30 protein-coding genes are annotated in these 23,035 nt (G+C 46.4%); 17 read left to right on the top strand and 13 right to left on the bottom strand.

The genetic code is table 11. From position 1 onward, the window contains the following. The first annotated feature begins 23 nt into the window (after positions 1-23). The 6 genes from C2740_RS01465 to adk all read left to right on the top strand — a co-directional run bounded on the left by C2740_RS01465 (position 24) and on the right by adk (position 4,002). The gene (locus C2740_RS01465) at positions 24-653 is read left to right on the top strand and encodes a MotA/TolQ/ExbB proton channel family protein (RefSeq protein ID WP_215293640.1); all 630 of its coding nucleotides are present in this window, start codon (positions 24-26) and stop codon (positions 651-653) included. Then, entirely contained in the window at positions 653-1,120 is a 468-nt protein-coding gene (locus C2740_RS01460; protein ID WP_215293639.1) for a biopolymer transporter ExbD, read from the top strand. The genes C2740_RS01465 and C2740_RS01460 overlap by 1 nt, the downstream gene beginning before the upstream one ends. A gap of 23 nt (positions 1,121-1,143) precedes the next feature. Then, positions 1,144-2,226: a tetraacyldisaccharide 4'-kinase gene (lpxK, locus tag C2740_RS01455; protein ID WP_215293638.1), complete on the top strand. Its 1,083-nt coding sequence runs from the start codon at positions 1,144-1,146 to the stop codon at positions 2,224-2,226. A 32-nt stretch (positions 2,227-2,258) separates the two neighbouring features. Further along, positions 2,259-2,438: a Trm112 family protein gene (locus tag C2740_RS01450; protein WP_215293637.1), complete on the top strand. Its 180-nt coding sequence runs from the start codon at positions 2,259-2,261 to the stop codon at positions 2,436-2,438. Positions 2,439-2,458: 20 nt separating this feature from the next. Then, positions 2,459-3,220: a 3-deoxy-manno-octulosonate cytidylyltransferase gene (gene kdsB / locus C2740_RS01445; protein WP_215293636.1), complete on the top strand. Its 762-nt coding sequence runs from the start codon at positions 2,459-2,461 to the stop codon at positions 3,218-3,220. Positions 3,221-3,336: 116 nt separating this feature from the next. Further along, on the top strand, positions 3,337-4,002 hold the full coding sequence (adk, locus tag C2740_RS01440; protein ID WP_215293635.1) for an adenylate kinase: 666 nt from the start codon (positions 3,337-3,339) through the stop codon (positions 4,000-4,002). 63 nt (positions 4,003-4,065) lie between these two features. Here the strand turns inward: adk and nrdR are convergent, their stop codons facing one another. Together nrdR and glyA are read right to left on the bottom strand one after the other, a co-directional pair. Then, on the bottom strand, positions 4,066-4,512 hold the full coding sequence (gene nrdR, locus C2740_RS01435) for a transcriptional regulator NrdR (RefSeq protein ID WP_215293634.1): 447 nt from the start codon (positions 4,510-4,512) through the stop codon (positions 4,066-4,068). Positions 4,513-4,541: 29 nt separating this feature from the next. Continuing rightward, positions 4,542-5,786: a serine hydroxymethyltransferase gene (glyA, locus tag C2740_RS01430; RefSeq protein WP_215293633.1), complete on the bottom strand. Its 1,245-nt coding sequence runs from the start codon at positions 5,784-5,786 to the stop codon at positions 4,542-4,544. Positions 5,787-5,862: 76 nt separating this feature from the next. On the opposite strand from glyA, the gene tolQ reads away from it, so the two are divergent. From tolQ to queC, 7 genes are all read left to right on the top strand, one after another. Further along, positions 5,863-6,519, top strand: a complete 657-nt coding sequence (gene tolQ / locus C2740_RS01425; protein WP_215293632.1) for a protein TolQ — start codon at positions 5,863-5,865, stop codon at positions 6,517-6,519. 11 nt (positions 6,520-6,530) lie between these two features. Beyond that, a complete protein-coding gene (tolR, locus tag C2740_RS01420; protein WP_215293631.1) occupies positions 6,531-6,950 on the top strand; it encodes a protein TolR in 420 nt (139 codons plus the stop codon). A 23-nt stretch (positions 6,951-6,973) separates the two neighbouring features. Beyond that, positions 6,974-7,783 carry a TonB family protein gene (locus C2740_RS01415; protein WP_215293630.1) on the top strand — a complete coding sequence of 270 codons (810 nt, stop codon included), beginning with the start codon at positions 6,974-6,976 and terminating at the stop codon, positions 7,781-7,783. Positions 7,784-7,786: 3 nt separating this feature from the next. Beyond that, on the top strand, positions 7,787-9,097 hold the full coding sequence (tolB, locus tag C2740_RS01410; protein ID WP_251369663.1) for a Tol-Pal system beta propeller repeat protein TolB: 1,311 nt from the start codon (positions 7,787-7,789) through the stop codon (positions 9,095-9,097). 143 nt (positions 9,098-9,240) lie between these two features. After that, positions 9,241-9,747, top strand: a complete 507-nt coding sequence (pal, locus tag C2740_RS01405; RefSeq protein ID WP_215293629.1) for a peptidoglycan-associated lipoprotein Pal — start codon at positions 9,241-9,243, stop codon at positions 9,745-9,747. A gap of 6 nt (positions 9,748-9,753) precedes the next feature. Then, positions 9,754-10,479 (top strand): tol-pal system protein YbgF, encoded by a 726-nt coding sequence (gene ybgF, locus C2740_RS01400; protein ID WP_215293628.1) that lies wholly within the window; start codon positions 9,754-9,756, stop codon positions 10,477-10,479. 3 nt (positions 10,480-10,482) lie between these two features. Beyond that, a complete protein-coding gene (queC, locus tag C2740_RS01395; protein ID WP_215293627.1) occupies positions 10,483-11,226 on the top strand; it encodes a 7-cyano-7-deazaguanine synthase QueC in 744 nt (247 codons plus the stop codon). A 22-nt stretch (positions 11,227-11,248) separates the two neighbouring features. Here queC and C2740_RS01390 read toward each other — a convergent pair whose 3' ends face one another. The 6 genes from C2740_RS01390 to C2740_RS01365 are packed head-to-tail and all read right to left on the bottom strand — an operon-like array spanning position 11,249 to position 14,772. Further along, positions 11,249-11,866, bottom strand: a complete 618-nt coding sequence (locus C2740_RS01390; protein WP_215293626.1) for a riboflavin synthase — start codon at positions 11,864-11,866, stop codon at positions 11,249-11,251. 9 nt (positions 11,867-11,875) lie between these two features. After that, positions 11,876-12,991, bottom strand: a complete 1,116-nt coding sequence (ribD, locus tag C2740_RS01385) for a bifunctional diaminohydroxyphosphoribosylaminopyrimidine deaminase/5-amino-6-(5-phosphoribosylamino)uracil reductase RibD (protein ID WP_215294264.1) — start codon at positions 12,989-12,991, stop codon at positions 11,876-11,878. A gap of 16 nt (positions 12,992-13,007) precedes the next feature. Further along, positions 13,008-13,562, bottom strand: coding sequence for a Tfp pilus assembly protein FimT/FimU (locus C2740_RS01380; RefSeq protein WP_251369661.1), 555 nt, complete (start codon positions 13,560-13,562; stop codon positions 13,008-13,010). Continuing rightward, positions 13,555-13,884: a hypothetical protein gene (locus C2740_RS01375; protein ID WP_215293625.1), complete on the bottom strand. Its 330-nt coding sequence runs from the start codon at positions 13,882-13,884 to the stop codon at positions 13,555-13,557. The genes C2740_RS01380 and C2740_RS01375 overlap by 8 nt, the downstream gene beginning before the upstream one ends. Continuing rightward, positions 13,881-14,468 (bottom strand): hypothetical protein, encoded by a 588-nt coding sequence (locus C2740_RS01370; RefSeq protein WP_215293624.1) that lies wholly within the window; start codon positions 14,466-14,468, stop codon positions 13,881-13,883. Before C2740_RS01370 ends, C2740_RS01375 begins: the two co-directional genes overlap by 4 nt. Continuing rightward, a complete protein-coding gene (locus C2740_RS01365) occupies positions 14,431-14,772 on the bottom strand; it encodes a hypothetical protein (RefSeq protein ID WP_215293623.1) in 342 nt (113 codons plus the stop codon). Before C2740_RS01365 ends, C2740_RS01370 begins: the two co-directional genes overlap by 38 nt. A 123-nt stretch (positions 14,773-14,895) precedes the next feature. Here C2740_RS01365 and ribBA point away from each other — a divergent pair, with 123 nt between their 5' ends. Genes ribBA through nusB form a run of 3 tightly spaced genes read left to right on the top strand, consistent with a single transcriptional unit; the run spans position 14,896 to position 17,101 of the window. Continuing rightward, positions 14,896-16,035: a bifunctional 3,4-dihydroxy-2-butanone-4-phosphate synthase/GTP cyclohydrolase II gene (gene ribBA, locus C2740_RS01360; protein ID WP_215293622.1), complete on the top strand. Its 1,140-nt coding sequence runs from the start codon at positions 14,896-14,898 to the stop codon at positions 16,033-16,035. Between the two features lie 32 nt (positions 16,036-16,067). Beyond that, on the top strand, positions 16,068-16,580 hold the full coding sequence (ribH, locus tag C2740_RS01355; RefSeq protein WP_215293621.1) for a 6,7-dimethyl-8-ribityllumazine synthase: 513 nt from the start codon (positions 16,068-16,070) through the stop codon (positions 16,578-16,580). Between the two features lie 8 nt (positions 16,581-16,588). Further along, the gene (gene nusB / locus C2740_RS01350; RefSeq protein WP_251369660.1) at positions 16,589-17,101 is read left to right on the top strand and encodes a transcription antitermination factor NusB; all 513 of its coding nucleotides are present in this window, start codon (positions 16,589-16,591) and stop codon (positions 17,099-17,101) included. Between the two features lie 29 nt (positions 17,102-17,130). Here nusB and trmB read toward each other — a convergent pair whose 3' ends face one another. From trmB to C2740_RS01330, 4 genes are read right to left on the bottom strand one after another with little or no spacing between them, the layout of a single operon-like run. Then, positions 17,131-17,937 carry a tRNA (guanosine(46)-N7)-methyltransferase TrmB gene (trmB, locus tag C2740_RS01345; RefSeq protein WP_215293620.1) on the bottom strand — a complete coding sequence of 269 codons (807 nt, stop codon included), beginning with the start codon at positions 17,935-17,937 and terminating at the stop codon, positions 17,131-17,133. A gap of 1 nt (position 17,938) precedes the next feature. Further along, a complete protein-coding gene (locus C2740_RS01340) occupies positions 17,939-18,874 on the bottom strand; it encodes a UDP-glucuronic acid decarboxylase family protein (protein ID WP_215293619.1) in 936 nt (311 codons plus the stop codon). Positions 18,875-18,906: 32 nt separating this feature from the next. Next, the gene (locus C2740_RS01335; protein ID WP_215293618.1) at positions 18,907-19,362 is read right to left on the bottom strand and encodes a DUF2721 domain-containing protein; all 456 of its coding nucleotides are present in this window, start codon (positions 19,360-19,362) and stop codon (positions 18,907-18,909) included. 34 nt (positions 19,363-19,396) lie between these two features. Then, the gene (locus C2740_RS01330; RefSeq protein WP_215293617.1) at positions 19,397-20,242 is read right to left on the bottom strand and encodes an undecaprenyl-diphosphate phosphatase; all 846 of its coding nucleotides are present in this window, start codon (positions 20,240-20,242) and stop codon (positions 19,397-19,399) included. Positions 20,243-20,360: 118 nt separating this feature from the next. Here C2740_RS01330 and C2740_RS01325 point away from each other — a divergent pair, with 118 nt between their 5' ends. Further along, on the top strand, positions 20,361-21,983 hold the full coding sequence (locus tag C2740_RS01325) for a TolC family protein (protein ID WP_215293616.1): 1,623 nt from the start codon (positions 20,361-20,363) through the stop codon (positions 21,981-21,983). A gap of 1 nt (position 21,984) precedes the next feature. Here the strand turns inward: C2740_RS01325 and waaC are convergent, their stop codons facing one another. Continuing rightward, positions 21,985-23,034, bottom strand: a complete 1,050-nt coding sequence (gene waaC / locus C2740_RS01320) for a lipopolysaccharide heptosyltransferase I (RefSeq protein ID WP_215293615.1) — start codon at positions 23,032-23,034, stop codon at positions 21,985-21,987. Position 23,035: the final 1 nt, after the last annotated feature.

The following is a 23,035-nucleotide window of genomic DNA, read 5'->3' as shown; positions in this document are numbered from 1 at the left end:
AATTCAGCTAAAGTACTGAGCTTATGTACTCAATCTTACTATCCGCTGGCTGGCCGATTTGGCCTTTATTGATCATTTCCGTCATTGGCTTGGCTATTGTCCTGGAGCGTAGCTGGTATTTACGCCAAACCCACATCTTTCCAAAAAATTGTCTAGAAACTGCTTTTAGCCTTTGTAGCCAAATACTAAAAAAAAATCAGCCTGCAGATGCGCAAATTAGCGCCTTAGCGCAGATCTCTCCAGCCTGCCCCCTGCTCGCTTGCGTTTTAAAAGAAAAGCTTAATGGCAGCAGTTCTGAAGCGGCACTAGAAGAGCTCCAAGCGGCAGCACAAACGACTTGGATCAAATTGGATCGCTACCTTGGCGTTTTGGCAACAATCGCCACCATTGCCCCCTTGTTAGGTTTATTTGGCACTGTGGTGGGGATGATTGAAATTTTTGGTAGCCAAGGCGCCATTAATGGTGCTGGTAGTCCACAACAATTGGCCCATGGAATTTCGGTTGCGCTTTACAACACGGCTTTCGGCTTGATGATCGCTATTCCAGCGCTCGGAGCATGGCGAGGACTAAAAGCGATTGCCACCCAACGTCAGCGTGAGTGCGAAGAATTCACACGCCAGTTATTCAAAAAACTGTACCCCACTAATTTTTGATGAGCTGGCTCAGTCTGCACTCACCCTCTAAGAGAGGCTTTTCTCTTGGGACCGCTCCCGTTTCTGTTGAACCAGAAATTAATCTCATTCCCTTTATTGATGTCTTGTTGGTTGTGTTGATTTTTTTAATGATCTCCACCACCTTTACTCGTTATCAAGAATTAGCCATCACGCTGCCAACCGCTAACGGCAGCGAGAGTCAGGCGGACAATAAACAAGTACACATTGCTGTGAGTCGTGATGGACGCTTTGCAATCAACGGTAAGGTAACGGATCGGACCCAGCTGAGTAGTGCACTCATTCAGCTTAGCAATCAAGGTAGCAGCACAAAAGAGGGTGTGAGCAATTTACAAGTAAATATTGATGCCGACGCGAAAGCGCCGCATCAGGCGGTCATGAGCGCTCTAGAAGCCGCACGGGATGCGAATCTTTCCAATATTGTATTTAGTAGCCAAACCAAAAAGTAAGCTTAGAGAACAACACTTTCATCATGGCGATCTCTTTGTTCCGTAAAGCACCTCAGTTTTGGGAAAGGCGCGGGCCTACTGCTCTCTTGCTATGGCCTCTATCTTGGCTATATGGCTTAGTTCTGCGTGCCCGCAAATTTATGCAGGATTTAGGCCTGATCAACCGCCAAGCCTCACCGATTCCGACGATCATCGTAGGTAATATTCGGGTGGGTGGGACGGGCAAAACTCCGATTGTGATTGCGTTAGCGCAACGCCTATCCCAACTAGGATGGAAGCCGGGCATCATCAGTAGAGGGTACGGATCTACGCCCATCTCACCCATTCAAGTGCACGGCAACTCTGATCCAATGCAAGTAGGAGATGAACCAGTCTTGATTGCCCAGCGTACGCATGATCAATTTCCGATTTGGGTTTTTCCAAAGCGACAGAAAAGTATCAAAGCACTTTTAAAGAACTCCCCCGAAGTGAATGTCATCATTAGTGATGATGGTTTACAACATAGCGGCCTAGCACGTTGGCCTGCACGTGAAGGTGGCCGCGATATTGAGTTTGTAGTGCGCGATGGCCGGGGTGAGGGCAATCGCTTTTTGTTACCCGCTGGGCCACTTCGTGAGCCAGCAAGTCGCGGACGAGATGCCACTTTACTAACAGAGTCTACTGGCGGCAATAAAAGCGGCTCGCCCGAAGAGTACTTTGAAGGTCGCCGCGCATTTACTTTGTTGGGAACTATGGGCTGCCCATACCAACTCTTCAATCACAGCAACACCAAAACGCTAGCTCAGATTGCTGAGCAACTACTACCAAGCAAAATTACTGCCGTTGCCGCGCTTGGCAACCCACAGCGTTTTTTTTACGCCCTTCGAAAACAGGGTATCGCCGGCAATTGCATCGCAATGCCAGATCATGCTACCTACACCCCAGAGTTTTTTAGTGCAATTCAGGCTGATTGCATTCTCATTACTGAAAAAGATGCAGTTAAATGCGCTGCGATTACAGATGAGCGAATCTGGGTGGTGCCATTGAACCTAAATCTGCCTGATAACTTGGTAGACTGGATGCAATCGATTTTGCAAAGACCAGATCCCTATTGTTATAACTTATAAATCTACTCTTAAGGCGCTAAACTTAACTCATCATGGATAAACGTTTGCTAGAAATTTTAGTTTGCCCCTTATGCAAAAGCGCTTTGCATTTAGATGCTGCCAAAGATGAGCTTATTTGTAAAGCCGATCGTCTGGCATACCCCATTCGCGATGACGTACCAGTGATGCTGGTAGATGAAGCGCGCAATTTAAGTGCCGATGAAATTCTCTAAGCTATCTAACCTCTTCTTGTATGAGTGAGAGAATAACCCCGGATTTCTTCGTGGTAATACCAGCAAGACTGGGTTCAACCCGCTTACCACGCAAACCGCTCGCGGATATTGCCGGCAAGCCGATGGTGATTCGAGTGGCTGAACGCGCCAAGCAATCACTTGCGCACAGCGTTGTTGTTGCAACAGACTCTCCAGAAATCGAGGCAGCCTGCAATGAGTACCGCATTGAATGTTTATTAACCAGTCCCGATCACCCAACTGGTACTGATCGCTTAGCTGAAGTTGCACAATTGCTAAAGCTGCCAGCCGATGCTTTAGTCGTCAATGTTCAAGGTGATGAGCCACTCATTCCGCCAGGACTCATTAATCAAGTGGCGCAAACTTTGGCAGAAAATACGCAATGCGCGATCTCGACCGTTGCAGTGCCCATCGCCGATCATGCGGAAATTGATAACCCCAATGTTGTCAAAGTAGTACTTAATCGTGCCGGTGAAGCTCTGTATTTTTCAAGAGCGCCGATTCCATTTGTGCGCGATACCCAGAGCGTCCATAAAACAGAACATCTGCGCCATTTAGGCATATATGCATACAGAGCAGACTTTTTACAGGCCTACAGCAGGCTAGAGCCTGCACCGCCAGAGCAGGCAGAGGCACTAGAGCAACTGCGCGCCCTGTGGAATGGCTACCGAATTGCCGTTCACATTGCGTCAGAAACACCGCCGGCAGGTATCGATACCCCTGAAGACCTGGAACGGGTCAGACGCCTACTTGAAGTCAAGTAAGGCAACTAAGGCTCAATTGCTAGCCTCCTAGGGTTTCTCGGGGATAATCCTAGTCATTAGATACAAAGGATCCCGAAAAAATACGGGACAATTAAAGCTCTTCTAAGGGGAAAATAATGCGGTTAATTCTGCTCGGTGCACCAGGTGCTGGAAAAGGCACACAAGCTCAGTTTATTTGCGAAAAATTTGCTATTCCACAAATCTCCACTGGCGATATGTTGCGCGCTGCCGTAAAAGCAGGAACTGAACTGGGTATTGCAGCCAAAAAAATTATGGATTCCGGCGGCCTAGTGTCTGACGACATCATCATTGGCCTTGTGAAAGATCGCTTAACTCAACCTGATTGCAGTAAAGGTTATTTATTTGACGGCTTTCCAAGAACCATTCCGCAGGCACAAGCAATGAAAGATGCTGGCGTGCCCATCGATTATGTTTTAGAAATCGATGTTCCATTTGATGCCATCATTGATCGCATGAGCGGTCGACGCGTTCACCCGGCATCGGGCCGCACTTATCACGTGAAGTTCAATCCACCAAAGGTGGCAGGCAAGGATGATGTGACTGGCGATGATTTGATACAGCGCGATGACGATAAAGAAGAAACTGTTCGCAAGCGCTTGCAAGTGTATGACGATCAAACTCGCCCACTGATTCACTACTACTCATCATGGGCAGCGCAAGCTAATCCCGCTGATAAAGTAAAGGCTCCCGCTTATCGCAAAGTAAGCGGTACCGGCAGCGTTGATGACATCACCGCTGCCATCTTTGCCGAATTGAAGTAAGCCATTCAACATATCAAAAAGGACTGCAATTGCAGTCCTTTTTTATTTATAGATTTGTGAGCTTTACTTGAGTTCCTTTAATGCACTCTCAAAAGACTCAATATCGGCAAAGCTTCTGTAGACAGAGGCAAAGCGGATGTAGGCTACTTTATCTAAGCGTTTCAGTTCACGCATCACCAATTCGCCAACGCGTTCGCTAGGGATTTCTTTTTCACCTAGGCTCAGAAGCTTCTCCTCAATACGTGCAATCGATTCGTCTACAGAATCTGAAGATACCGGACGCTTCCTGAGGGCTAGCTTAATTGAACTTACAAGCTTGTCATGGCTGTACTCTACCCGGCTGCCATTCTTCTTGACGATTGCCGGTAAGGCCAGCTCCACCCGCTCATAAGTCGTAAAGCGCTTGTCGCATTTAGCACAACGCCGCCGCCGCCGAATGGTATCGCCTTCATCCGATACCCGGGTATCTAGAACCTGGGTATCGTCGTTATGGCAAAAAGGGCAGCGCAATGTGGGCTCTTTTCTTAAGTGTTTTAGGTTTAACCGTAAACCGGGAAACGTTTGGTGAGCTCAGCTACTTGCGCGCGCACTTTAGCAATATTTTGTTCATCATTGGGGTTGTCCAATACATCCGCAATAAAATTACCCACTTGCCTTGCTTCTGCTTCTTTAAAACCACGGGTTGTCATAGCAGGCGAACCCAAACGAATACCGCTGGTGACCATTGGTTTTTCTGGATCATTCGGGATGCCGTTCTTATTGCAAGTAATATGCGCTTCGCCTAATACGCGCTCAGCTTCTTTACCAGTCATTTTTTTGGCACGCAAATCCACCAACATCACATGTGAATCTGTACCACCAGAAACAATGCGTAGGCCTCGAGAGATTAATGTCTCTGCTAATGCTTTGGCATTAGCAATCACCTGCTTTTGGTAATCTTTAAAACCAGGTTCCTGCGCTTCTTTGAAGGCCACTGCTTTTGCAGCGATCACATGCATCAAAGGGCCGCCCTGCAGGCCCGGAAATACTGCAGAGTTAATCGCCTTCTCATGCTCAGCCTTCATCAAGATGATGCCGCCACGTGGGCCACGCAAGCTCTTATGGGTAGTAGATGTGACGATGTCCGCATGCGGTACTGGATTTGGATAAACACCAGCAGCAACTAAGCCTGCATAGTGCGCCATATCAACCATAAAAATCGCGCCCACTTCTTTGGCTAATTTACCAATGCGCTCAAAATCAATTTTCCTAGAGTAAGCGGATGCGCCAGCAATAATCAATTTTGGTTTGTGCTCACGAGCTAAATGCTCCATTTGCTCGTAATCGATTTCTTCATTTTTATCGAGACCATAAGCGATTGGGTTGAACCACTTACCACTCATGTTGAGTGCCATGCCGTGAGTCAAGTGGCCACCTTCAGCCAGACTCATACCCATGAATGTGTCACCTGGTTTTAAGAAAGCCAAGAACACCGCTTGGTTTGCAGAAGCGCCGCAATGTGGCTGCACATTTGCTGCTTCAGACCCAAACAAAGTTTTGACGCGATCAATCGCCAATTGCTCAGCAACGTCCACAAATTCACAGCCGCCGTAATACCTTTTACCCGGATAGCCTTCAGCGTACTTATTAGTTAACTGAGAGCCTTGGGCTGCCATCACTGCTGGTGAGGTGTAGTTCTCAGAGGCAATGAGCTCAATATGGTCTTCTTGACGCTTATTTTCGTTCTGAATGGCTGCCCATAACTCTGGGTCAACTTTTGCAAGGGTGTTCTGACGGTCAAACATGGTAATAATCCTGAAGAAGTTGGATTACTAAGTGAATTAACTTAGTAAAATCAACCTACATCATACAAAATCCACCATGACCACTACACAAGACCTCTCCTTTCTCTCTCTAGTCCTCAATGCCAGCCTATTAGTCCAGTTGGTAATGTTGTTATTACTAGGGATGTCTATTGCTTCTTGGACCATTATTTTCAAGAAAACGGCTGTTTTACGAGGGGTTAGACGTGACACCGAGCGGTTTGAGCGTGATTTTTGGTCTGGCGGAGACTTGGCTACCCTTTTAGCGTCCGCTCAACGCAACACCCGCAGTGATGCTGTCTTGGAGCACATCTTTGAAGCTGGCATGCAAGAGTTCAAGAAGGTTCGTGAAATCGACGCTGCTCGCCGCGCCATGAAGGCAACTTATCAGCGCGAAATGGATATTCTGGAAGCTAACTTACCCTTCTTGGCTTCTGTGGGCTCAGTATCACCTTACATCGGTCTCTTTGGCACGGTATGGGGAATCATGCACGCCTTCCGCGGCTTAGCCAACGTGCAAAATGCAACACTTTCTGCTGTAGCTCCCGGGATTGCAGAGGCTCTGGTCGCAACGGCAATTGGCTTGTTCGCAGCCATCCCTGCAGTGGTTGCTTATAACCGCGCCGCTACCGATGTCGATCGCCTAGCAATTCGCTTTGAAACATTCATTGAAGAGTTCACCAACATTTTGCAGCGTCAAACTGCGGGACGTTAAGCGAAAAAGTGATGGCTGGATCCTCTTTGCGTAAATCAAAACGTCGGGCCATGTCCGACATTAACGTCGTTCCGTATATCGATGTGATGTTGGTATTGCTCGTGATTTTTATGGTCACGGCACCCATGGTGAATCCAGGGGTTGTGAACTTACCAACTGTTGGTGGCGCTAAGGTACAAGCCCTGCCACCAGTCTTTCTGACCATTGATGCTAATGAGAATGTCATTGTCCGAAAAAATGGTGAACCAGTTCAAACTCTCAATCAATTCGAGTTAGGTGCATTTGCCAGATCCCAGGCAGAAAAATCTGCTGATCAACCTATTGTGCTAGCCGCGGATAAGTCCATCAAATATGAAACTGTCATGAACGTCATGTCTAAACTCAAAGAGAATGGCGTCAAACGCGTTGGCTTAGCAGTCAAGAGTCAATAAGTCTAGCTCAGGCGACTTTATCCATGAACGGCTCACAAACCTTTCAATTCAATCACGCGCCATTTAAGCGGGCACGTCCCACAAAAAAAGAGAGTACTAAACGCGCTTTTGGTTTTTCTTTAATTGCGCACTTAGGTCTACTGGCTTTTTTAATGATTGGCATTAGCTGGAATAACAGTACTCCTTCTGGGGTCGAGGTAGAGTTGTGGGATTCAGTGCCACAAGTACAAACCTCGCCAGAACCAGAAATGAAAACCGTGGTTAAAGAAGAGGCTGCTGAGATTGCAGTTCAGAAAAAGCAAGTTGAAAAAGAGCCCCCTAAGAAAGAAGTGGTGAAGGAGAGTCCGAAGACAGTCAAACCGCCTCCAGCAAAGGAGAAAGAAAAGGGGCCGCCAAAAAAAGTGGAGGCTCCGAAAGCACTATCTCCTGCTGAAACAAAAGCCAATGCAGCAGCTGAAAAGGTACGCGCCGATCAATTGGCTCGCCTTCGTGCAGCCGCAGGGGCTGAGGGCGGCAGTGGCGGCACGGTTGGAAGCGGAGTTGGGGGCGGCGGCAGTGCGCCCCCAGGCTGGACTGACAAAGTCATCAAAAAGGTGAAGCCACTCATTGTCTTTAATCCCGAATCTGTCAGTGGTAATCCTGCAGCAGTCATACAGGTGAGCTTGGCACCAGACGGCGCTATATTGAGCACAAGCATTTTAAGCTCAAGCGGCAACTCAAGCTGGGATCGTGCGGTATTACTAGCACTCTCTCGTGCAGAAAGTTTGCCAAAAGATGACAATGGCAAAATTCCACAACGTGAAGTAAAGCTGACCTTTAAACCTAAGGACTAATGCATGTTGCAGTTGATGAAAAGAATCGTTTTGAAATTGCAGTTACTCAGCACAGTATTTATTGCGCTATTCATTGGCACAACAACCCCCGCATTCGCTCAAATGAATATCGAAATCACAGGCGTTGGTCAATCGCTCTACCCGATTGCCGTGATGCGCTTTAAAGATGAAAATAAATTGCCGACTAGCGTTACTGAAATCATTCGTCAGGACTTAGCGCGTAGCGGTTACTTTAAAAATACTGAGAATGGCAATGCCGCTGAAAGCGATGAGGGCACACCAAACTACAAATCGTGGTCTGCACGTGGCGCCGATGCTTTAGTGGTCGGCTCCGTCATTCAAACAGGCAATGCTCAGTTTGAGATTCATTACAAGCTCTTTGATGTTCGAAAATCCCAAAGCCTAGGCGGCCTAAAGCTTGACTCTAGTGCGGATAATCTCCGCGCAGCAGCCCATAAAATTGCTGATGACATCATCTTCAAATTACTGGGTGAGCGTGGCGTGTTCTCGACCCGTCTGTCCTATGTCATCAAGGATGGCAAGCGCTATCGTCTGGTGATTTCGGATGCGGATGGTCAGAATATTCGTAATGCCATGAATAGTGGCGAGCCCATTATTTCTCCATCATGGTCGCCCGATGGCAAGAAAGTGGCCTACGTTTCATTCGAAGATCGTAAACCCGTGATTTATGTTCATGAGCTAGCAACTGGTCGTCGCATTTCTCTTTCTAATCAAAAGGGAAACAACAGTGCACCGGCATGGTCACCTGATGGCAAAAGATTAGCAATCTCTCTTTCTAAAGATGGCAACACTCAGATCTATGGCATTAATGCTGATGGCACAGGTTTGCATCGCTTAACTCGCGGCTACACCATTGATACTGAGCCCCAATACTCCGCTGATGGTCGTTATATTTATTTCACGAGCGATCGTGGTGGCAACCCACAAATCTATCGCATGAGTGCCGAAGGCGAGCAAGCTGAGGGCGTAAAAAGGGTAAGCTACAAACAAGGCTTCGTCACTTCACCCCGAATTTCTCCGGATGGAAAATATTTGGCATACATTGCCAATGTTGGCGGGGCTTATCGACTCTATATTCTGAATTTGGCAACTGGCGATGCACAAGCTTTAACGGATGGCACTAGCGATGAGTCGCCTTCTTTTGCTGCTAATGGCCGCTATGTGCTCTACTCCACCAAAGTCAATGGTAAGCGGGTATTGGCCGCCGTTTCTGTAGATGGCAACTCAAAACAGATTTTGAGCATTCCAGGCTCTGACGTGCGTCAGCCATCCTGGGGCCCATTTATGGATTAAGGCTGACTAAGTCTTCATCCATAAACCCTTTCCGCCACACCCTCTTTTAAGGCGAAATCGCTTCTTTTTATAGTCTTAGAGGCATAATATTGGCTATAAGCTCAGATATTTACTGAGTTAGTTTGTAAGAAAAAGGAAAGACCATGAAGATTTCTCTCGCACGCCGTGCCACCACATTTACCCTGATCGGAGCAACTGCATTTTTGCTAGCCGCCTGTTCGAGCGTGAAATTAGACGATGTTGACGGTACGAATGGTAGCGGAAGCGGTAGTGGCAAATTTGGCTCACAGCCATGGAATGACCCTAGTAGCCCATTGTTTGAGAAGAGTGTTTATTTTGGTTTTGACGAATACACTGTGCAGACTAAATACCAAAAAATGCTATCTGCTCACGCAAGTTATTTAAAAGCCAATCCAAAACAGAAGATCATCATTCAAGGCAATACCGATGAGCGCGGCACTGCTGAATACAACTTGGCACTTGGTCAACGTCGTTCGGACGCAGTTCGCAAATCATTGAGCTTGATGGGCGTATCCGATGATCAGATGGAAGCCGTCAGCTTTGGTAAAGAAAAACCCAAAGCAGAGGGTGATACTGAAGCAGCTTGGGCTGAGAACCGCCGTGCTGACATTGTTTACATCACAAACTAAGTGAAGATGCTGTTAACTTCTGCAAAACAAACGCTCTCACGAGCGTTTTGTTTAGGTGCCACCTTGATTTGCTTGGGTACCCCTAACAGTGCCTGGGCCCTCTTCTCAGATGATGAAGCGCGCAAAGCGATTCTTGACTTACGCAAAACTCTAGCAACTACCCAGCTTGAATTACAGGGTGAGATTGAAAAACTCAAAGCAGATAATGCTGAGTTGCGCGGCAAGATTGAAAATCTAGAAAAACAAGGCGAAGATATTTCATTTAGTCAAAAGACGTATTACCAAGATCTAGATACTCGCTTAGGTAATTTTGAGCCGCGTAGTGTGACGATCGAGGGCGTTAGCGGAACGGTGCAGCCTGGCGAAAAAAAGGCTTATGACGATGCACTAAAAGCCTTCCAGACAGGCAGTCTTAAGAAGGCAGACGAAGGATTTTCTGCATTCGCAGCCAAATACCCAAAAAGCCCTTACTTGCCTCTCGCACTGTACTGGGGTGGCAACAGTAAATACGCCAACAAGGCTTATGCTGGCGCAATAAGTCAACTGCAAAGCCTCATTAAAAATTATCCAGCTCACCCACGCGTCCCAGCTGCAATGGTCACCCTAGGGAACTCACAGTTAGAGAGCGGCAATAAGGTGGCTGCTAAAAAGACTTTTAGCGAGATCGTTGCTAAGTATCCCGATACTGAGGCAGCTAAAGATGCGCAGCAGCTTCTGGCCGCCACCAAGTAATTCATGTCCAAATTGTCTGCCGCGTTTCAGAATCTGGCACCACGCAAGCCTGGTGCTCCTGCGGTCATTTTATTTTCTGGTGGTCTAGACTCAACAACAGTTCTCGCTTTAGCCAAAGACTTAGGCTATTCACCCTATGCACTCTCAGTAGGCTATGGACAACGTCACTCCTCTGAACTAGCTGCAGCCAAACATATTGCCAAGCAAGTTGGCATCATTCGTCATGAGGTGGTCAATTTAGACCTTACTCGTTTTGGTGGTTCAGCTTTAACAGACTCTTCCATTGCAGTCCCAACCACCCCCGGTAAAGATCAAGAAATTCCGGTTACTTATGTACCGGCACGCAACACAATTTTGCTATCCCTTGCCTTGGGTTGGGCCGAATCATTGGGTGGCTTAGATGTTTTCTATGGCGCTAATGCGGTCGATTATTCTGGCTACCCTGATTGCCGGCCTGAATATGTTGCCTCTTTTGAACATATGGCTAATTTGGCTACTAAAGCAGGTGTAGAGGCAATCAATGATGAGAATCGCTTTCGAGTTCATGCACCAATTATCAATTTAACGAAGGCAGAAATCATTCAGCTTGGCAGCACAATGGGCGTAGATTACTCACAAACCGTATCTTGCTACCAAGCCAATGATTTAGGTGAAGCCTGTGGAGAATGTGAATCTTGCCGCTTGCGTCAAGCGGGCTTTAAGCAAGCTAATGTGAGCGATCCAACTCGCTACCGCAAAAATATATAATTGATTTATTGAGATTTGAAAATTATTTTGCTTGAGTTTCAAGCATACGCGCCACATAACGCGCAATCAAATCCACTTCAAGATTAACAGCATCGCCCTGTTGCAAATTGCCTAGGGTAGTACTTTGCAGAGTATGCGGAATCAGATTAATGTCAACTACACAAGCATTTGAACTATCTTCTGTTTTATTGACTGTGAGCGAAACGCCGTTCACCACAATCGACCCCTTATAAGCCAAGTATGGAGCTAAGTCTTTGGGAGCCTCAATGCGTAACAGCCAAGAACCATAGGCATCGTTTGCCACTTGCGAGAAGTGCGCTACCTTACCAGCACCATCTACGTGCCCACTGACCAAGTGGCCACCCAAACGATCATTGAGGCGCATTGCCTTCTCAAGATTCACAGGACCGACCTTATCAAGGCCAACTGTTTTATTCAGTGACTCACGAGAAATATCCAGAGAGAATGCATTACCCTGAAGTTGCGTTGCAGTCATGCAAGCCCCCTGAATCGCAATACTGTCACCTAAGGCAACATCGTCCAAGTAGCCAGCCGGCACCTCAACTAGCAAATGCAAGCCATCGCCTTTAACTTGAGCGCTTGTAATTTGACCAACAGCAGTAATGATTCCAGTAAACATGGTGAGATTTTAGTGCTTAATTAACCTGAGCCTTAAATCAGATTCAAAGAGACTTTGATCAATTACCTTCCATCTCTTTGGCGCATCTAATGTGGCTAAACCCGGTATATTTGCCATGCCAATTCCTTCGCCCATGAAAAATGGTGCGTAATAGAGCAACAACTCATCTACGCAGTTTTCTCGGAGCATTGATCCATTGAGCTTAAAACCGGCCTCAACATGAATCTCATTCATCTCACGCTCTTTGGCTAGATAAGAAAAGAGTTTCGGTAGATCCACCTTACCAGAGGCGTTAGCCATAACAACTACCTCAATGCCACGCTCTGTAAAAGTCCTTGCTTTCTCACGTCTTTCTGGAGAGTCGAGGTCAGCACAGACAATCAGTACTGGTGACTGATCAAGATGATTGAGTATTTTAGCGCTTGATGGCGTCTCCAGCCTGGAGTCAATAATGATTCTGCAAGGTTGGCGTTGCGTTACGACATCTCTTACATTGAGAGAGGGGTCATCTTCTTTAACAGTACCAACACCTGTCACGATTGCGCAAGCTTGTGCACGCCAGTGGTGGCCGTCTGCCCTGGCAAGAGGGCCAGTAATCCACTGACTCTTGCCATCTGGCAGTGCAGTTTTTCCATCTAAGCTGGCAGCGATTTTCATCCGCACCCAAGGAAGACCTTTTGTCATTCTCGAAATGAATCCGCGATTCAGCGCTTGGGCTTCTGCCTCCAACAAACCACACTGCACATCAATACCTGCTACTTTTATTCTTTCTAAACCCTTACCGCCAACCAATGGGTTGGGGTCACTCATAGCAACAATGACTTTGGCTGGCTTTGCAGCAATCAAAGCATCAACGCACGGAGGTGTTTTACCGGTGTGATTGCAAGGCTCTAGTGTGACGTAGACAGTGGAGCCTATTGGATCCTTGCCCTTCAATTGAGCGTCGGCCAATGCTTGTACTTCCGCATGGGCTTCACCTACCCTTTGAGTAAAGCCACGCCCAATGACTTCCCCATCCTTTACGATGACACAGCCTACCCGCGGGTTTGGGTTCGACAAATAGATTGCTTTTTGAGCCTCGGCCAAAGCTTCGCTCATAAACTGGTGGTCAACTGCGCTATACATACATCTATTAAACCATTCAATGACAGCGCTTGGCATCCCTAGTTGGGTCACAGATTCTCCAGCGACCTCCACTACCCAAAATAAGCTGCCGTTCAAGACCTGGGGCTCTATCATGACCCAAGATCAGTCGATTAGCCACAAAACCTCCTTGTCCGGTCCTAGCAGCCCCAGCCGCATTGAACAAAATGCCTCTTTTGCCCGAATGGGGGTCTACAAATTGCTTGCCACCCCCCTTAAAATAAATGGGATCTATAGCTCCCTGAGAAAACCAATACTTTGGTACGCAATTCGATTGAGTCGCTTTAACAAGGCAACCGCTCTGAACCACCCAGCCATCATCCCAGCCAATCTCAGTAATGGGCTTCAGTAATACCTGCTCACCTAAATGTAATGCTTGCTGCCGAGTAAAAAGAGCATGCGTAATAAATCGCCTTGCAACGGAATCTATTTCTCGAGCAGCGATTTGGTTTTGTAAAAGCGGCATGGTGATCATCGCCATGATCGCAACGATCAACATCACCACCATTAACTCGAGCAAGCTACCACCTTGAGAGGGGTGATATTTATTCAAATACTTGTCGCCAATTGATGCGTGTAGCTGTACCAGACTTTTCATCGAAGGCAATGTGAACCTGAATCGCTGGTTTTTGTTTACTAGTGATTAACCAGATAGTTTTCGAAATTGGCTGAATAAAACAGGGGTTATCACTTAATAAAGAAAGTGTAGTGAAATGATTCTCACAATCTGATACTGCTTTTTCTGCTGCAATAAAGTTTTGTTGCGCTATTTCAAGTGTTTTGAACTCAACTATTCTTAGTGCAGTCAAGCGCTCGAGATGCACGACTAAAGAGGCACAGAGCAACAATAATGAAATCACCCAAGCAAGAATCATGGTAGATTTCTTGTGCTAAAGGTACGTTCCAAGTCTATATTTAATAGAGCTCCGTCGGTCATCTGCAGACTTACTTTAAATAGTTTTTGTGCTTGTGCTTTTTCTGAAGCGGCAAGCTCTTCAATCCATAAGTGGTTCACACTATTCATCAATGTCGTATTTTGCAAACGGCCCTGGCGATCGAGCGATTGACAAATCAAGGATCCGCCATTTACCTTGATGCCTTTAGCAATCCCAGCCTGCCTATCTACTAAAAATCCTTGGCGAGCAAACCCATTCTTAGTCCGCTCTTTATTTAGTACATTACCAATGCAATCAAAGTCGATCCCAGTAGATAACTCATGTTGCACCATTAAAGAGTCAGACCCTTGATAACCTGAGCTTTTGTGGACTTGAATGAATTGATCTACTTGTTTGTAATTTTGAGTTGTATTGATATTGCGATAGCCCGCCGCTCGAATCGCGCGGCCAATGAGCTCGAAGGCACGTTCTGCTTCAGAAGTCAGCGCTTGTCTTTTTTCATGCTCGATTTGCTTAGCCACTAAATCAGCGCTTGTTTTTAACAGTGGATTGAGAAGTAGCATGCTTAGTGCGATTGCGACTAGACACTCGAGAAGATTCATGAATTAGGCCTTTACTATTTGCTTTGGCATTTGCCCTAGCCCGCTCACTTGTCTCAACCTTATCGAACTCCACTCTAAGCTGAGCTCTTTTACTTTCGGTTTGGGTGGTTCGTAAGGCTAAGTTTTGATAAGTTCCGACGAGAGCCATCCAAACACCCAAAATAAGACTCATCGCTAGCAATACCTCCAATAAGACAAAGCCTTTAAATGAGTCAATTCGAGGATCCTTTGGATCTTTTTGGGCAACTTGGCAGGACTGGTACATAGAAGCATTTTCAGGGGGTCTATAAGCCCTTAAAAGATCTCACTGATGCTCTTGCTGTCAGAAAGTCAGCATATTCCAGTAAGACCTCACGGTAATTGCCTCCTCAGCTTAAAATAGAGGGCTATGCCAAATATGCTTGCATCCACAGAAGAAATCATTGCAGACCTACGCGCCGGCAAGATGGTCGTGCTCGTTGACGAAGAAGATCGTGAAAACGAGGGAGATCTTGTTCTGGCGGCTGATCACGTCACTGCTGAAGCGGTGAACTTCATGGCAAAGCATGGTCGCGGCCTTATCTGCCTCACCCTGACCCGCGAGCGCTGTCAGCAATTAAACCTTCCTTTGATGGTCCGTGATAACGGCACCTCAATGGGAACGAATTTCACAGTCTCGATTGAAGCTGCCACTGGAGTGACTACTGGCATCTCCGCTGCAGACCGCGCCTTAACGATTAAAACTGCTGTCGCCCTTAATGCCAAACCAAGCGACTTAGTCCAACCAGGTCACATCTTCCCGCTCATGGCTCAGCCAGGTGGCGTGCTCATTCGCTCAGGCCACACTGAAGCAGGTTGCGACCTTGCTGCAATGGCGGGCTGCTCACCGACGTCAGTCATCTGTGAAATTATGAAAGATGATGGCAGCATGGCACGTCTGCCAGATCTCCTGGAGTTTGCTAAAGAGCATCAATTGAAGATTGGCAGCATTGCTGATTTGATTAAATATCGTAGCCAACACGAAAGCATCGTGGTCCGCGAAGGTGAGCGTGAATTTATTACCCCTTGGGGGAAGTTCAAAGGCATCATTTATCGCGATACTCCAAGCTCATGCATACACATTGCCTTAGTGCATGGTAAACCTGCTGAGACCCAAGAAACATTAGTGCGTGTACACGAACCGGTAACCGTATTGGATTTTCTAGACTCACAGGTCAGTAATCACTCCTGGCCACTCGCACAAGCTTTACAGCAGATTGCTACTGCCCCAGCAGGCGTTGCAGTACTTTTGAATGCTTCAGGCATTGCAGCACCAAATGATCAAGATTGGTTAGCGGAATTTCAGAAGCTTAACCAATCAAAAGATGAGGTCAAAAAGCCATTAGCACGCAAAACGAATTTCAGAAGCTATGGTATTGGCGCCCAGATCTTAAAAGACATTGGTGTTGGCAAAATGCGCTTGCTTGCGAACCCAAGCCCGGTACCAAGCCTATCTGGTTATAAGCTTGAAGTGACAGCTTACCAACCTTACAAACCCGCTACACCGTAAGCTCTTCTGAACTCATCTAGAAAATTTTAATCATGACTAGCTCCAACAATGACTTTGTAGGCGTACTAGAAGCAGACCTGAATGGTCAAGATCTTCGCATTGGCATTGTGCAAGCCCGCTTCAATGAAGAACATTGCCTTGCGCTCACGAATGCCTGCATTAAAGAATTAATTTCTTTAGGTGTTGCACAATCTGATATCAAACTCGTTACCGTTCCTGGCGCCCTTGAAATTCCGTTTGCTCTACAAAAGCTCGCTGAGACCGGTGAGTTCGATGGTTTAGTAGCATTAGGCGCCGTGATCCGTGGTGAAACCTACCACTTTGAACTTGTCTCAAATGAATCAGCCGCTGGCATTACTCGCATCTCGATCGAATCAGGACTGCCAATCGCAAATGGTGTATTGACTTGCGATACTGATGAGCAAGCGCAAGTACGGGTAGAGGTCAAAGGCGCAGATTGTGCCAGAGCCGCAGTAGAAATGGCCAATCTTGCGCTGGCACTCACTCCCGATATTGATATCGAAATCAACTCAAGCGAAGAATAATTATTCTCATGCCTAAATCTAGCCTTAACTCTTCCGCCCCTGCAACAACAAAAGACGTAAAGTCAGCCGCCCCCAAGCGCTCCCTGACTCCACGTCGACGTGCCCGCGAATACGCTCTTCAGGGTGTATATCAAAGCCTGGTAGTGCGCCGTGCAGGCAGCCTACCAAATAGCGGAGCCATCGCAAAACAACTGGCCGAAGATCCAGCATTTCGCCGCTGTCAATTAGAGCTATTTCAGGGTATCTTTGAAGGCGTCCTAGATCGGGCAGATGAATTAGAGGCTCTCATCACTCCGGCATTGGATCGTCCGATTAATGAACTTTCTCCCGTTGAACACGCTGCGCTATTAATCGGTACCTACGAGTTAGCAGCAGATCTTTCTGTGCCGTACAAAGTAGCCATCAATGAAGCAGTTGAGCTTGCTAAGACTTTTGGTGGAACTGACGGCCATAAATATGTGAATGGCGTTCTGGACTTGCTGGCTCAAACATTACGTAGCGCTGAGACGCAAGCAGGTTAACCCTCGCTGCGCAATTTACTCCCAGCGCATTACTTTTTCTTGTAAACCAAATCCCAAACGCCATGACCTAGTTTGATGCCACGGGTTTCGAACTTCGTGATCGGTCGATAAGATGGTCTTTCAACGTAGCCCAGATGCTCAGAATTAAGTTGCTCTAAGGTAGGTTGAAATTCATTAGAGATTTCATCCGACTTAGCAGCATCTTGGTTGGTAAATGTTTCTACTTTCACCAAATCGGTCGAGGTATTTTGCAAATCAGGTTCAGCGTTCAAGACCAAGAGCATTTGCTCAGCATAGTTATACCAATCCGTTGCCAGGTGAAGATAAGCGCGTGATTTGAGTTTAGAGACTAATAAACGCACAAACTCAGCTTGAATGAGGCGACGTTTGTGATGACGTTTCTTGTGCCAAGGGTCGGCAAAATAAATGTGGATGCCATCCAAAGAATGAGGGGCAATCATTTGCTCAAGTACCTCAACAGCATCATGGCGAATGATCCGTAAATTAGTGAGATTATTTTCGCCAATTAGCTTCAGCAGAGCCCCGACTCCAGGCGTATGAACTTCAATCGCCAAAAAATCATCTTGATTTCGAGTGGCGGCAATCTTGGCAGTGGTCTCACCCATGCCAAAGCCAATTTCTAAAATCTTGGGCTTAGTTGAGCCTACAAAGGTAGTATTGAGATCAAGCAGCTTGTCTTGAAAGGGCAATAGATACTTGGGGCCCAACTCATCTATGGCTCGCTGCTGGCCAGCGGTAGTTCTACCGGCCCTCAATACAAAAGAGCGAATACGCTCAAAGTGCTTTTTTGATGATTGTGAGTCTTGCTGCGTCAACTTACGCTACAACTTTCCTAAAGTAAGCAATCGTCTCTTTTAGCCCGTCTTCTAAATTCACTTTTGGCTGCCAGCCAAGCTTCGCTTTCGCTAGGTCGATATTCGGTTGGCGCTGCTTAGGATCATCTGATGGTAAGGCTTGATGAATGATCTTGGATTTGCTGCCGGAGAGCTTAAGCACTGTCTCAGCCAATTGCAACATGGTGAACTCACCAGGATTACCAATATTGACTGGTCCAGTAAAACCCTCTTCGGAGTTCATCATTTTGACCATGGCATCGATCAAATCATCCACATAGCAAAAGCTTCTGGTTTGCTGGCCATCACCATAAATGGTAATGTCTTTACCTTGTAATGCCTGGACAATGAAGTTACTCACTACACGGCCATCATTGGGGTGCATACGCGGGCCATAGGTATTAAAGATACGCACTACTTTAATATCTAAGCCATGCTGACGGTTGTAATCGAAAAAGAGGGTTTCAGCGCAGCGCTTGCCTTCGTCATAACAAGAACGAATACCGATGGGATTGACCTTGCCCCAATACTCCTCCGGCTGAGGGTGCACCTCTGGGTCTCCATAGACCTCGCTAGTAGAAGCCTGCAAAATACGAGCTCTCGTTCTTTTAGCAAGGCCAAGCATATTGATGGCACCATGCACACTTGTTTTAGTGGTCTGCACGGGATCGTATTGATAGTGGACTGGTGAAGCTGGGCAAGCCAAGTTATAAATCTGGTCCGTTTCTACATATAGTGGAAAGGTCACATCATGACGCATCAGCTCTAATTTTGAATTAGGCAACAAGTGAGCTAAGTTTTCTTTGGTACCCGTAAAGTAGTTATCTACTACCAGAACATCGTTGCCCTCTTTAAGAAGTTTCTCGGTCAGGTGTGAACCCAAAAAGCCTGCGCCACCGGTAATGAGGATTTTGTTCATAACTTTTTTTATCTTTAAAAGAATATTCTAATTTAACGGCGGTATAGATGCCAGCCAGCAGACCAGTAGGCATAGATAACCTCCCCCAGAACAATCGATAAGGAGGTCATAAATGACATTAGGCCGAGTACAAAAGTCCAGATAACATAATCTGTTTTAAAAGAACGTGCCGCGCCTGCCTGAAAAAAGAAAAGCTCAAGGACGGTGAGAGAAATAAATACTCCGCTTAAGACAACAAAAAAGATTGCCAACGTGCACAAGCGCCCTCGAACCTTAGCTTCATTCGCTTCAATTCGCATATGACTGAGCATGTTCTCATCAGTTACCAAGCCATCCTGAATTTTTTGCTGAATCGCTCGCATACGATCAACCGTTCTAGCGAGACGTGCAGAAATAGCGTTGATCAGAGTAGCTACTGCAGTCAATAAGAAAACCGGTGCCAGTGCCAATTGAATATTATTCGTGATCGCGTCTATTGATGCATCCATCTTCAGTTCCGTATTCTTTTAATTATGAATATTGTTAGTGAGACCAAGCAATCAAACCGCTGTAAGCGGTAATGAATACCACAAGCCCGAAAGCAATGCGGTACCAAGCGAATGGGATGAAATTATGGTGTGCCACATAATGAATTAACCAGCGCACACAAATAAATGCAGAAATAAAAGCGGCAATAAAACCGATGACTGTTGCGAGTGCAAATTCTCCAGAAAATGCAACTGGAGACTTCCAAAGCTTTAATAATTCATAAGCGGTTGCGCCACCGATCACTGGAATCGCCAAGAAAAAAGAAAATTCTGTTGCTACAGCACGTGGCAAACCAAACAACATGCCGCCAATAATCGTTGCTCCAGAACGCGAGGTCCCCGGTATTAAAGCAGCACATTGAGCCAATCCAACCTTGAGCGCGTCTAAGGGAGACAGATCATCTACTGATTGAATTTGACGCTTCGCTGTGGTGATTTTTTCTTGACGGCGCTCCGCCCAAAAGATAACGAAGGCGCCAATAATGAAGGCGCTAGCTACTGGTATAGGCGCAAAGAGAATAGCTTTAATGTATTTTCCAAACAAGAACGCCAAGCCCATGGCAGGAATGGATGCGATGAGTAAATTTAGAACAAAGCGGCGAGAGTGAGCGCTACTGGTCATTGAGAGTGCAACTTTGAGAAGTTTTTCACGAAACTCCCAGCAGACCGCCAAAATTGCACCGAACTGAATAATGACCTCAAAGGCCTTGCCACGGTCATCATTGAAATCGAGCAAATCACCGACCAAAATAAGATGCCCAGTACTAGAGATCGGCAAAAACTCCGTGAAGCCCTCTACCACTCCCAAAATGACTGCTTTTAGTAACAAAATTAGATCCATGAGCAAATTTTATAGGCTTACGAGAATTCAGAGAGAATTTGGCAAAATAGTTGCTAAATAGGCACTTTGAATGAATTAGCCTTAAACTTCATGGCACATTGAAAAGTATCCGAATGAGATGACCCAAGCCCGTTTTCGTCGCTCCCAGTTAAGCACTATTGGTTTAATCCTGAGCCAGGCATTCGGCCTTCATTTCTTACCAGTGAATGCTTTTGCCCAAAGCCCAAATGATGCGGCGAGGCCGGCCTTACCAACCCCTATGAGCGCCTCGACGCTGATAGGTCTGGAGCGGCCCCCGCAGTTCGTGGTGCCGGCAAAAGCTGCACTCCCTTCTGCTGCGGCGCCCTCAAATGTAACAGGCAACAAATCAGGCAATTCTCAAGGTCAATTGTTTGATTTGATACAGCTATACCAAGAGGCCGCTTTTAGTGACCCCGTATTAAACGCAGCTCGCTTTAATTATGTAGCTAGCAAAGAGTTATATTGGCAAGGTCTATCCCTCTTATTGCCCCAGGCAAATGCAACGCCCACTGGCACACGCTACTACCAGCATGGAGCAAATAGCACCGTAGTATCCAGTGCTCCAGGTAATTCAAGGGTGTTTGACCAAAAAAGTTATACCGTTACCTTAACGCAACCAGTATTCAACGTTGCTGCATTAGAAGCATTCAAACAAGGTGACCTTAATACCAAGATTGCAGATATGCGTTTTTATCTGGCGCAACAAGATCTGATTATTCGCGTGTCACAGGCTTACTTTGATGCGCTCACCAGTCAAGATAACGTTGAACTCTTTCGCAATAAAAAAGCTTTGATCAAACAGCAACTCGATATTGCTCAAGCTAAATTTGATGCTGGTCTTGCCACCATAGTCGATGTCAATACAGCGCAAGCTGCACTTGATTTAGCCAACTCACAAGAAATTGCAGCACAAGCTGATCTCATTGTTAAGCGTGGAGTATTGGAACAATTGGTTGGGCATGCCGTTGGGCCTCTTAAGCCCTTAGTGAAGGAGGCAAAAATAGATGGAGTTTTGAAGGACCCACGCTCCAAGAGCAAAGACAGTAAAGGTAACCCAATTGCCGAGTCAGTGAATCCTCAACTGCCGCCAGGGCAAACAATGGATGATTGGATCAACCAAGCTGAAGCAGCAAACTTTAATGTCTTAGCGAATCAACTCTCGGTCAGTCTTGCTGAAAGTACCTATCGATCTGCGCAAGCCCTAAATTATCCTTCAGTGAACTTTGTAGGCACCACTGGCTATAACACTTCCAATGGGACGCCCAATAGCTACACGCCATCGAATACCAACGTCTATAACAATACGATTGCCCTGCAGATGACAATCCCCTTGGTATCAGGCGGATTTAATAGTTCTGTGATTCGTCAAAATGCTGCATTAGTAGATCAAGCTAAAGCAAACTATGACAACGCACGTCGCACTGCTGCACAAAGCACTAGAACAGCATTCACAGGTTTTTATGGTGGATTGGCAAGCGTTAAAGCTTTCGAAGCTGCTGAACGCTCATCAAACTCTGCCCTGGAATCAAGCAAACTCGGGTTTCAAGTAGGGACCTTAATCAACATTGATGTGTTAATTGCTCTCGATACTTTAATTACCACTCGCTCACAGCTTCAACAAGCACGCTATAACACTATCCTCAATGCAATCAAATTAAAGGCACATGCTGCCGCATTGACAGATGAAGATTTAATTTCTATCAATACCTTACTTCGCTAATTTAAGGCAGCAAACTCAGAGAGGCGTTAATTACCTCTGGAGTGCTTGGCGGACTACCAATATCTCCAACGTTGCAAATATTCTTTGCCCAATAGCCCTCGGTCTTCCAGCGAGGAGAATCACAATAAATTTCGACGGTAGGTTTGCCCAATACGGCAGCTAAATGCGTGAGGCCAGTATCAACACCTATAGTTAGCGCAGCTCCAGAGATGACTGAGAAAGCATCTTCAATAGAAAACGCCGGGGGTACAAGCGAGCCAGGCACTTGCCTGGCAATCTCATCGCTAACGACCCTCTCAGCAAGATTGCCCCAAGGTAAAACCACTTGATAGCCGCGACTTGCGAGCTCTTGCCCCAATGCAACCCAGCCTTGATTGGACCAACGCTTAGCCTCTCTAGCGGTTGAATGAAAACACAATACATAAGGCTTTTTAATGTCTGCTATTTTCTTTTTAACAAGCGCTTGGGAAAAAGATTCTGAATAGAACAAAGGTGTATTTGAGCGCTCTATTAAAGGCCAATCTAGCGCAGAGCACATCACCCAGCGAGAACGATCGACTGCGTGGCAGTCGACTGGCACATGAACGCACTGGTTGTAAAACAGTCTTGCAATCGGTTCATATCCAGAAAATTGGGTCGCATTAGCAAGCCCAGCCACCACCGCATGATTTGATTTATTAGCAAGAGCACAAACTAATGCCGACTTTAAGAGGCCTTGAGTTTCAATCAGGTAGTCATATTGAGTCTCTTGTAATTGTTTCTTAAAAGCAAAAAATTGCTGCCAAGTAGCAAGCTTAAAAAGATTCTTTTTCCAGCGACGTAACCCAAACGGAATGATGTGATCAATTCCCTTAAATCCGTCTTTACTTAAGAGTGGCTCAAGAAGATGTACATAGCCCTCCTCAACTACCCAATCAATTTGTGCATCTGGAAAACGCGAACGTAAATCCCAAACGATCGGCAAGTTATGCAACACATCTCCGAGCGAGGAGAGCTTGACCAATAAAATTTTTGGGGCGGAGGTAGGATTTCTAGCAGCCAGATTGCTCATA

Origin of the sequence: Polynucleobacter sp. MG-5-Ahmo-C2 (assembly GCF_018687735.1) — a bacterium.
In the GTDB taxonomy this organism is placed as follows: Bacteria; Pseudomonadota; Gammaproteobacteria; order Burkholderiales; family Burkholderiaceae; genus Polynucleobacter.
The sequence above is the reverse complement of the archived record's forward strand: the minus strand, read 5'-3'. Positions and strand labels throughout refer to the sequence as shown.

Bases quoted from the DNA above. Each gene is read 5' to 3' on its own strand.
- C2740_RS01365 (WP_215293623.1), bottom strand. From the start codon at position 14,772: ATGTACCAGTCCTGCCAAGTTGCCCAAAAAGATCCAAAGGATCCTCGA.
- tolB (WP_251369663.1), top strand. From the start codon at position 7,787: ATGTTGCAGTTGATGAAAAGAATCGTTTTGAAATTGCAGTTACTCAGC.
- C2740_RS01450 (WP_215293637.1), top strand. From the start codon at position 2,259: ATGGATAAACGTTTGCTAGAAATTTTAGTTTGCCCCTTATGCAAAAGC.
- C2740_RS01340 (WP_215293619.1), bottom strand. From the start codon at position 18,874: ATGAACAAAATCCTCATTACCGGTGGCGCAGGCTTTTTGGGTTCACAC.
- queC (WP_215293627.1), top strand. From the start codon at position 10,483: ATGTCCAAATTGTCTGCCGCGTTTCAGAATCTGGCACCACGCAAGCCT.
- nusB (WP_251369660.1), top strand. From the start codon at position 16,589: ATGCCTAAATCTAGCCTTAACTCTTCCGCCCCTGCAACAACAAAAGAC.
- C2740_RS01465 (WP_215293640.1), top strand. From the start codon at position 24: ATGTACTCAATCTTACTATCCGCTGGCTGGCCGATTTGGCCTTTATTG.
- ribBA (WP_215293622.1), top strand. From the start codon at position 14,896: ATGCCAAATATGCTTGCATCCACAGAAGAAATCATTGCAGACCTACGC.
- C2740_RS01390 (WP_215293626.1), bottom strand. From the start codon at position 11,866: ATGTTTACTGGAATCATTACTGCTGTTGGTCAAATTACAAGCGCTCAA.
- kdsB (WP_215293636.1), top strand. From the start codon at position 2,459: ATGAGTGAGAGAATAACCCCGGATTTCTTCGTGGTAATACCAGCAAGA.
- C2740_RS01460 (WP_215293639.1), top strand. From the start codon at position 653: ATGAGCTGGCTCAGTCTGCACTCACCCTCTAAGAGAGGCTTTTCTCTT.
- adk (WP_215293635.1), top strand. From the start codon at position 3,337: ATGCGGTTAATTCTGCTCGGTGCACCAGGTGCTGGAAAAGGCACACAA.
- waaC (WP_215293615.1), bottom strand. From the start codon at position 23,034: ATGAGCAATCTGGCTGCTAGAAATCCTACCTCCGCCCCAAAAATTTTA.
- lpxK (WP_215293638.1), top strand. From the start codon at position 1,144: ATGGCGATCTCTTTGTTCCGTAAAGCACCTCAGTTTTGGGAAAGGCGC.
- tolR (WP_215293631.1), top strand. From the start codon at position 6,531: ATGGCTGGATCCTCTTTGCGTAAATCAAAACGTCGGGCCATGTCCGAC.
- C2740_RS01375 (WP_215293625.1), bottom strand. From the start codon at position 13,884: ATGATTCTTGCTTGGGTGATTTCATTATTGTTGCTCTGTGCCTCTTTA.
- C2740_RS01370 (WP_215293624.1), bottom strand. From the start codon at position 14,468: ATGCTACTTCTCAATCCACTGTTAAAAACAAGCGCTGATTTAGTGGCT.
- ribD (WP_215294264.1), bottom strand. From the start codon at position 12,991: ATGTATAGCGCAGTTGACCACCAGTTTATGAGCGAAGCTTTGGCCGAG.
- C2740_RS01335 (WP_215293618.1), bottom strand. From the start codon at position 19,362: ATGGATGCATCAATAGACGCGATCACGAATAATATTCAATTGGCACTG.
- tolQ (WP_215293632.1), top strand. From the start codon at position 5,863: ATGACCACTACACAAGACCTCTCCTTTCTCTCTCTAGTCCTCAATGCC.
- C2740_RS01330 (WP_215293617.1), bottom strand. From the start codon at position 20,242: ATGGATCTAATTTTGTTACTAAAAGCAGTCATTTTGGGAGTGGTAGAG.
- C2740_RS01415 (WP_215293630.1), top strand. From the start codon at position 6,974: ATGAACGGCTCACAAACCTTTCAATTCAATCACGCGCCATTTAAGCGG.
- ybgF (WP_215293628.1), top strand. From the start codon at position 9,754: ATGCTGTTAACTTCTGCAAAACAAACGCTCTCACGAGCGTTTTGTTTA.
- C2740_RS01325 (WP_215293616.1), top strand. From the start codon at position 20,361: ATGACCCAAGCCCGTTTTCGTCGCTCCCAGTTAAGCACTATTGGTTTA.
- ribH (WP_215293621.1), top strand. From the start codon at position 16,068: ATGACTAGCTCCAACAATGACTTTGTAGGCGTACTAGAAGCAGACCTG.
- glyA (WP_215293633.1), bottom strand. From the start codon at position 5,786: ATGTTTGACCGTCAGAACACCCTTGCAAAAGTTGACCCAGAGTTATGG.
- pal (WP_215293629.1), top strand. From the start codon at position 9,241: ATGAAGATTTCTCTCGCACGCCGTGCCACCACATTTACCCTGATCGGA.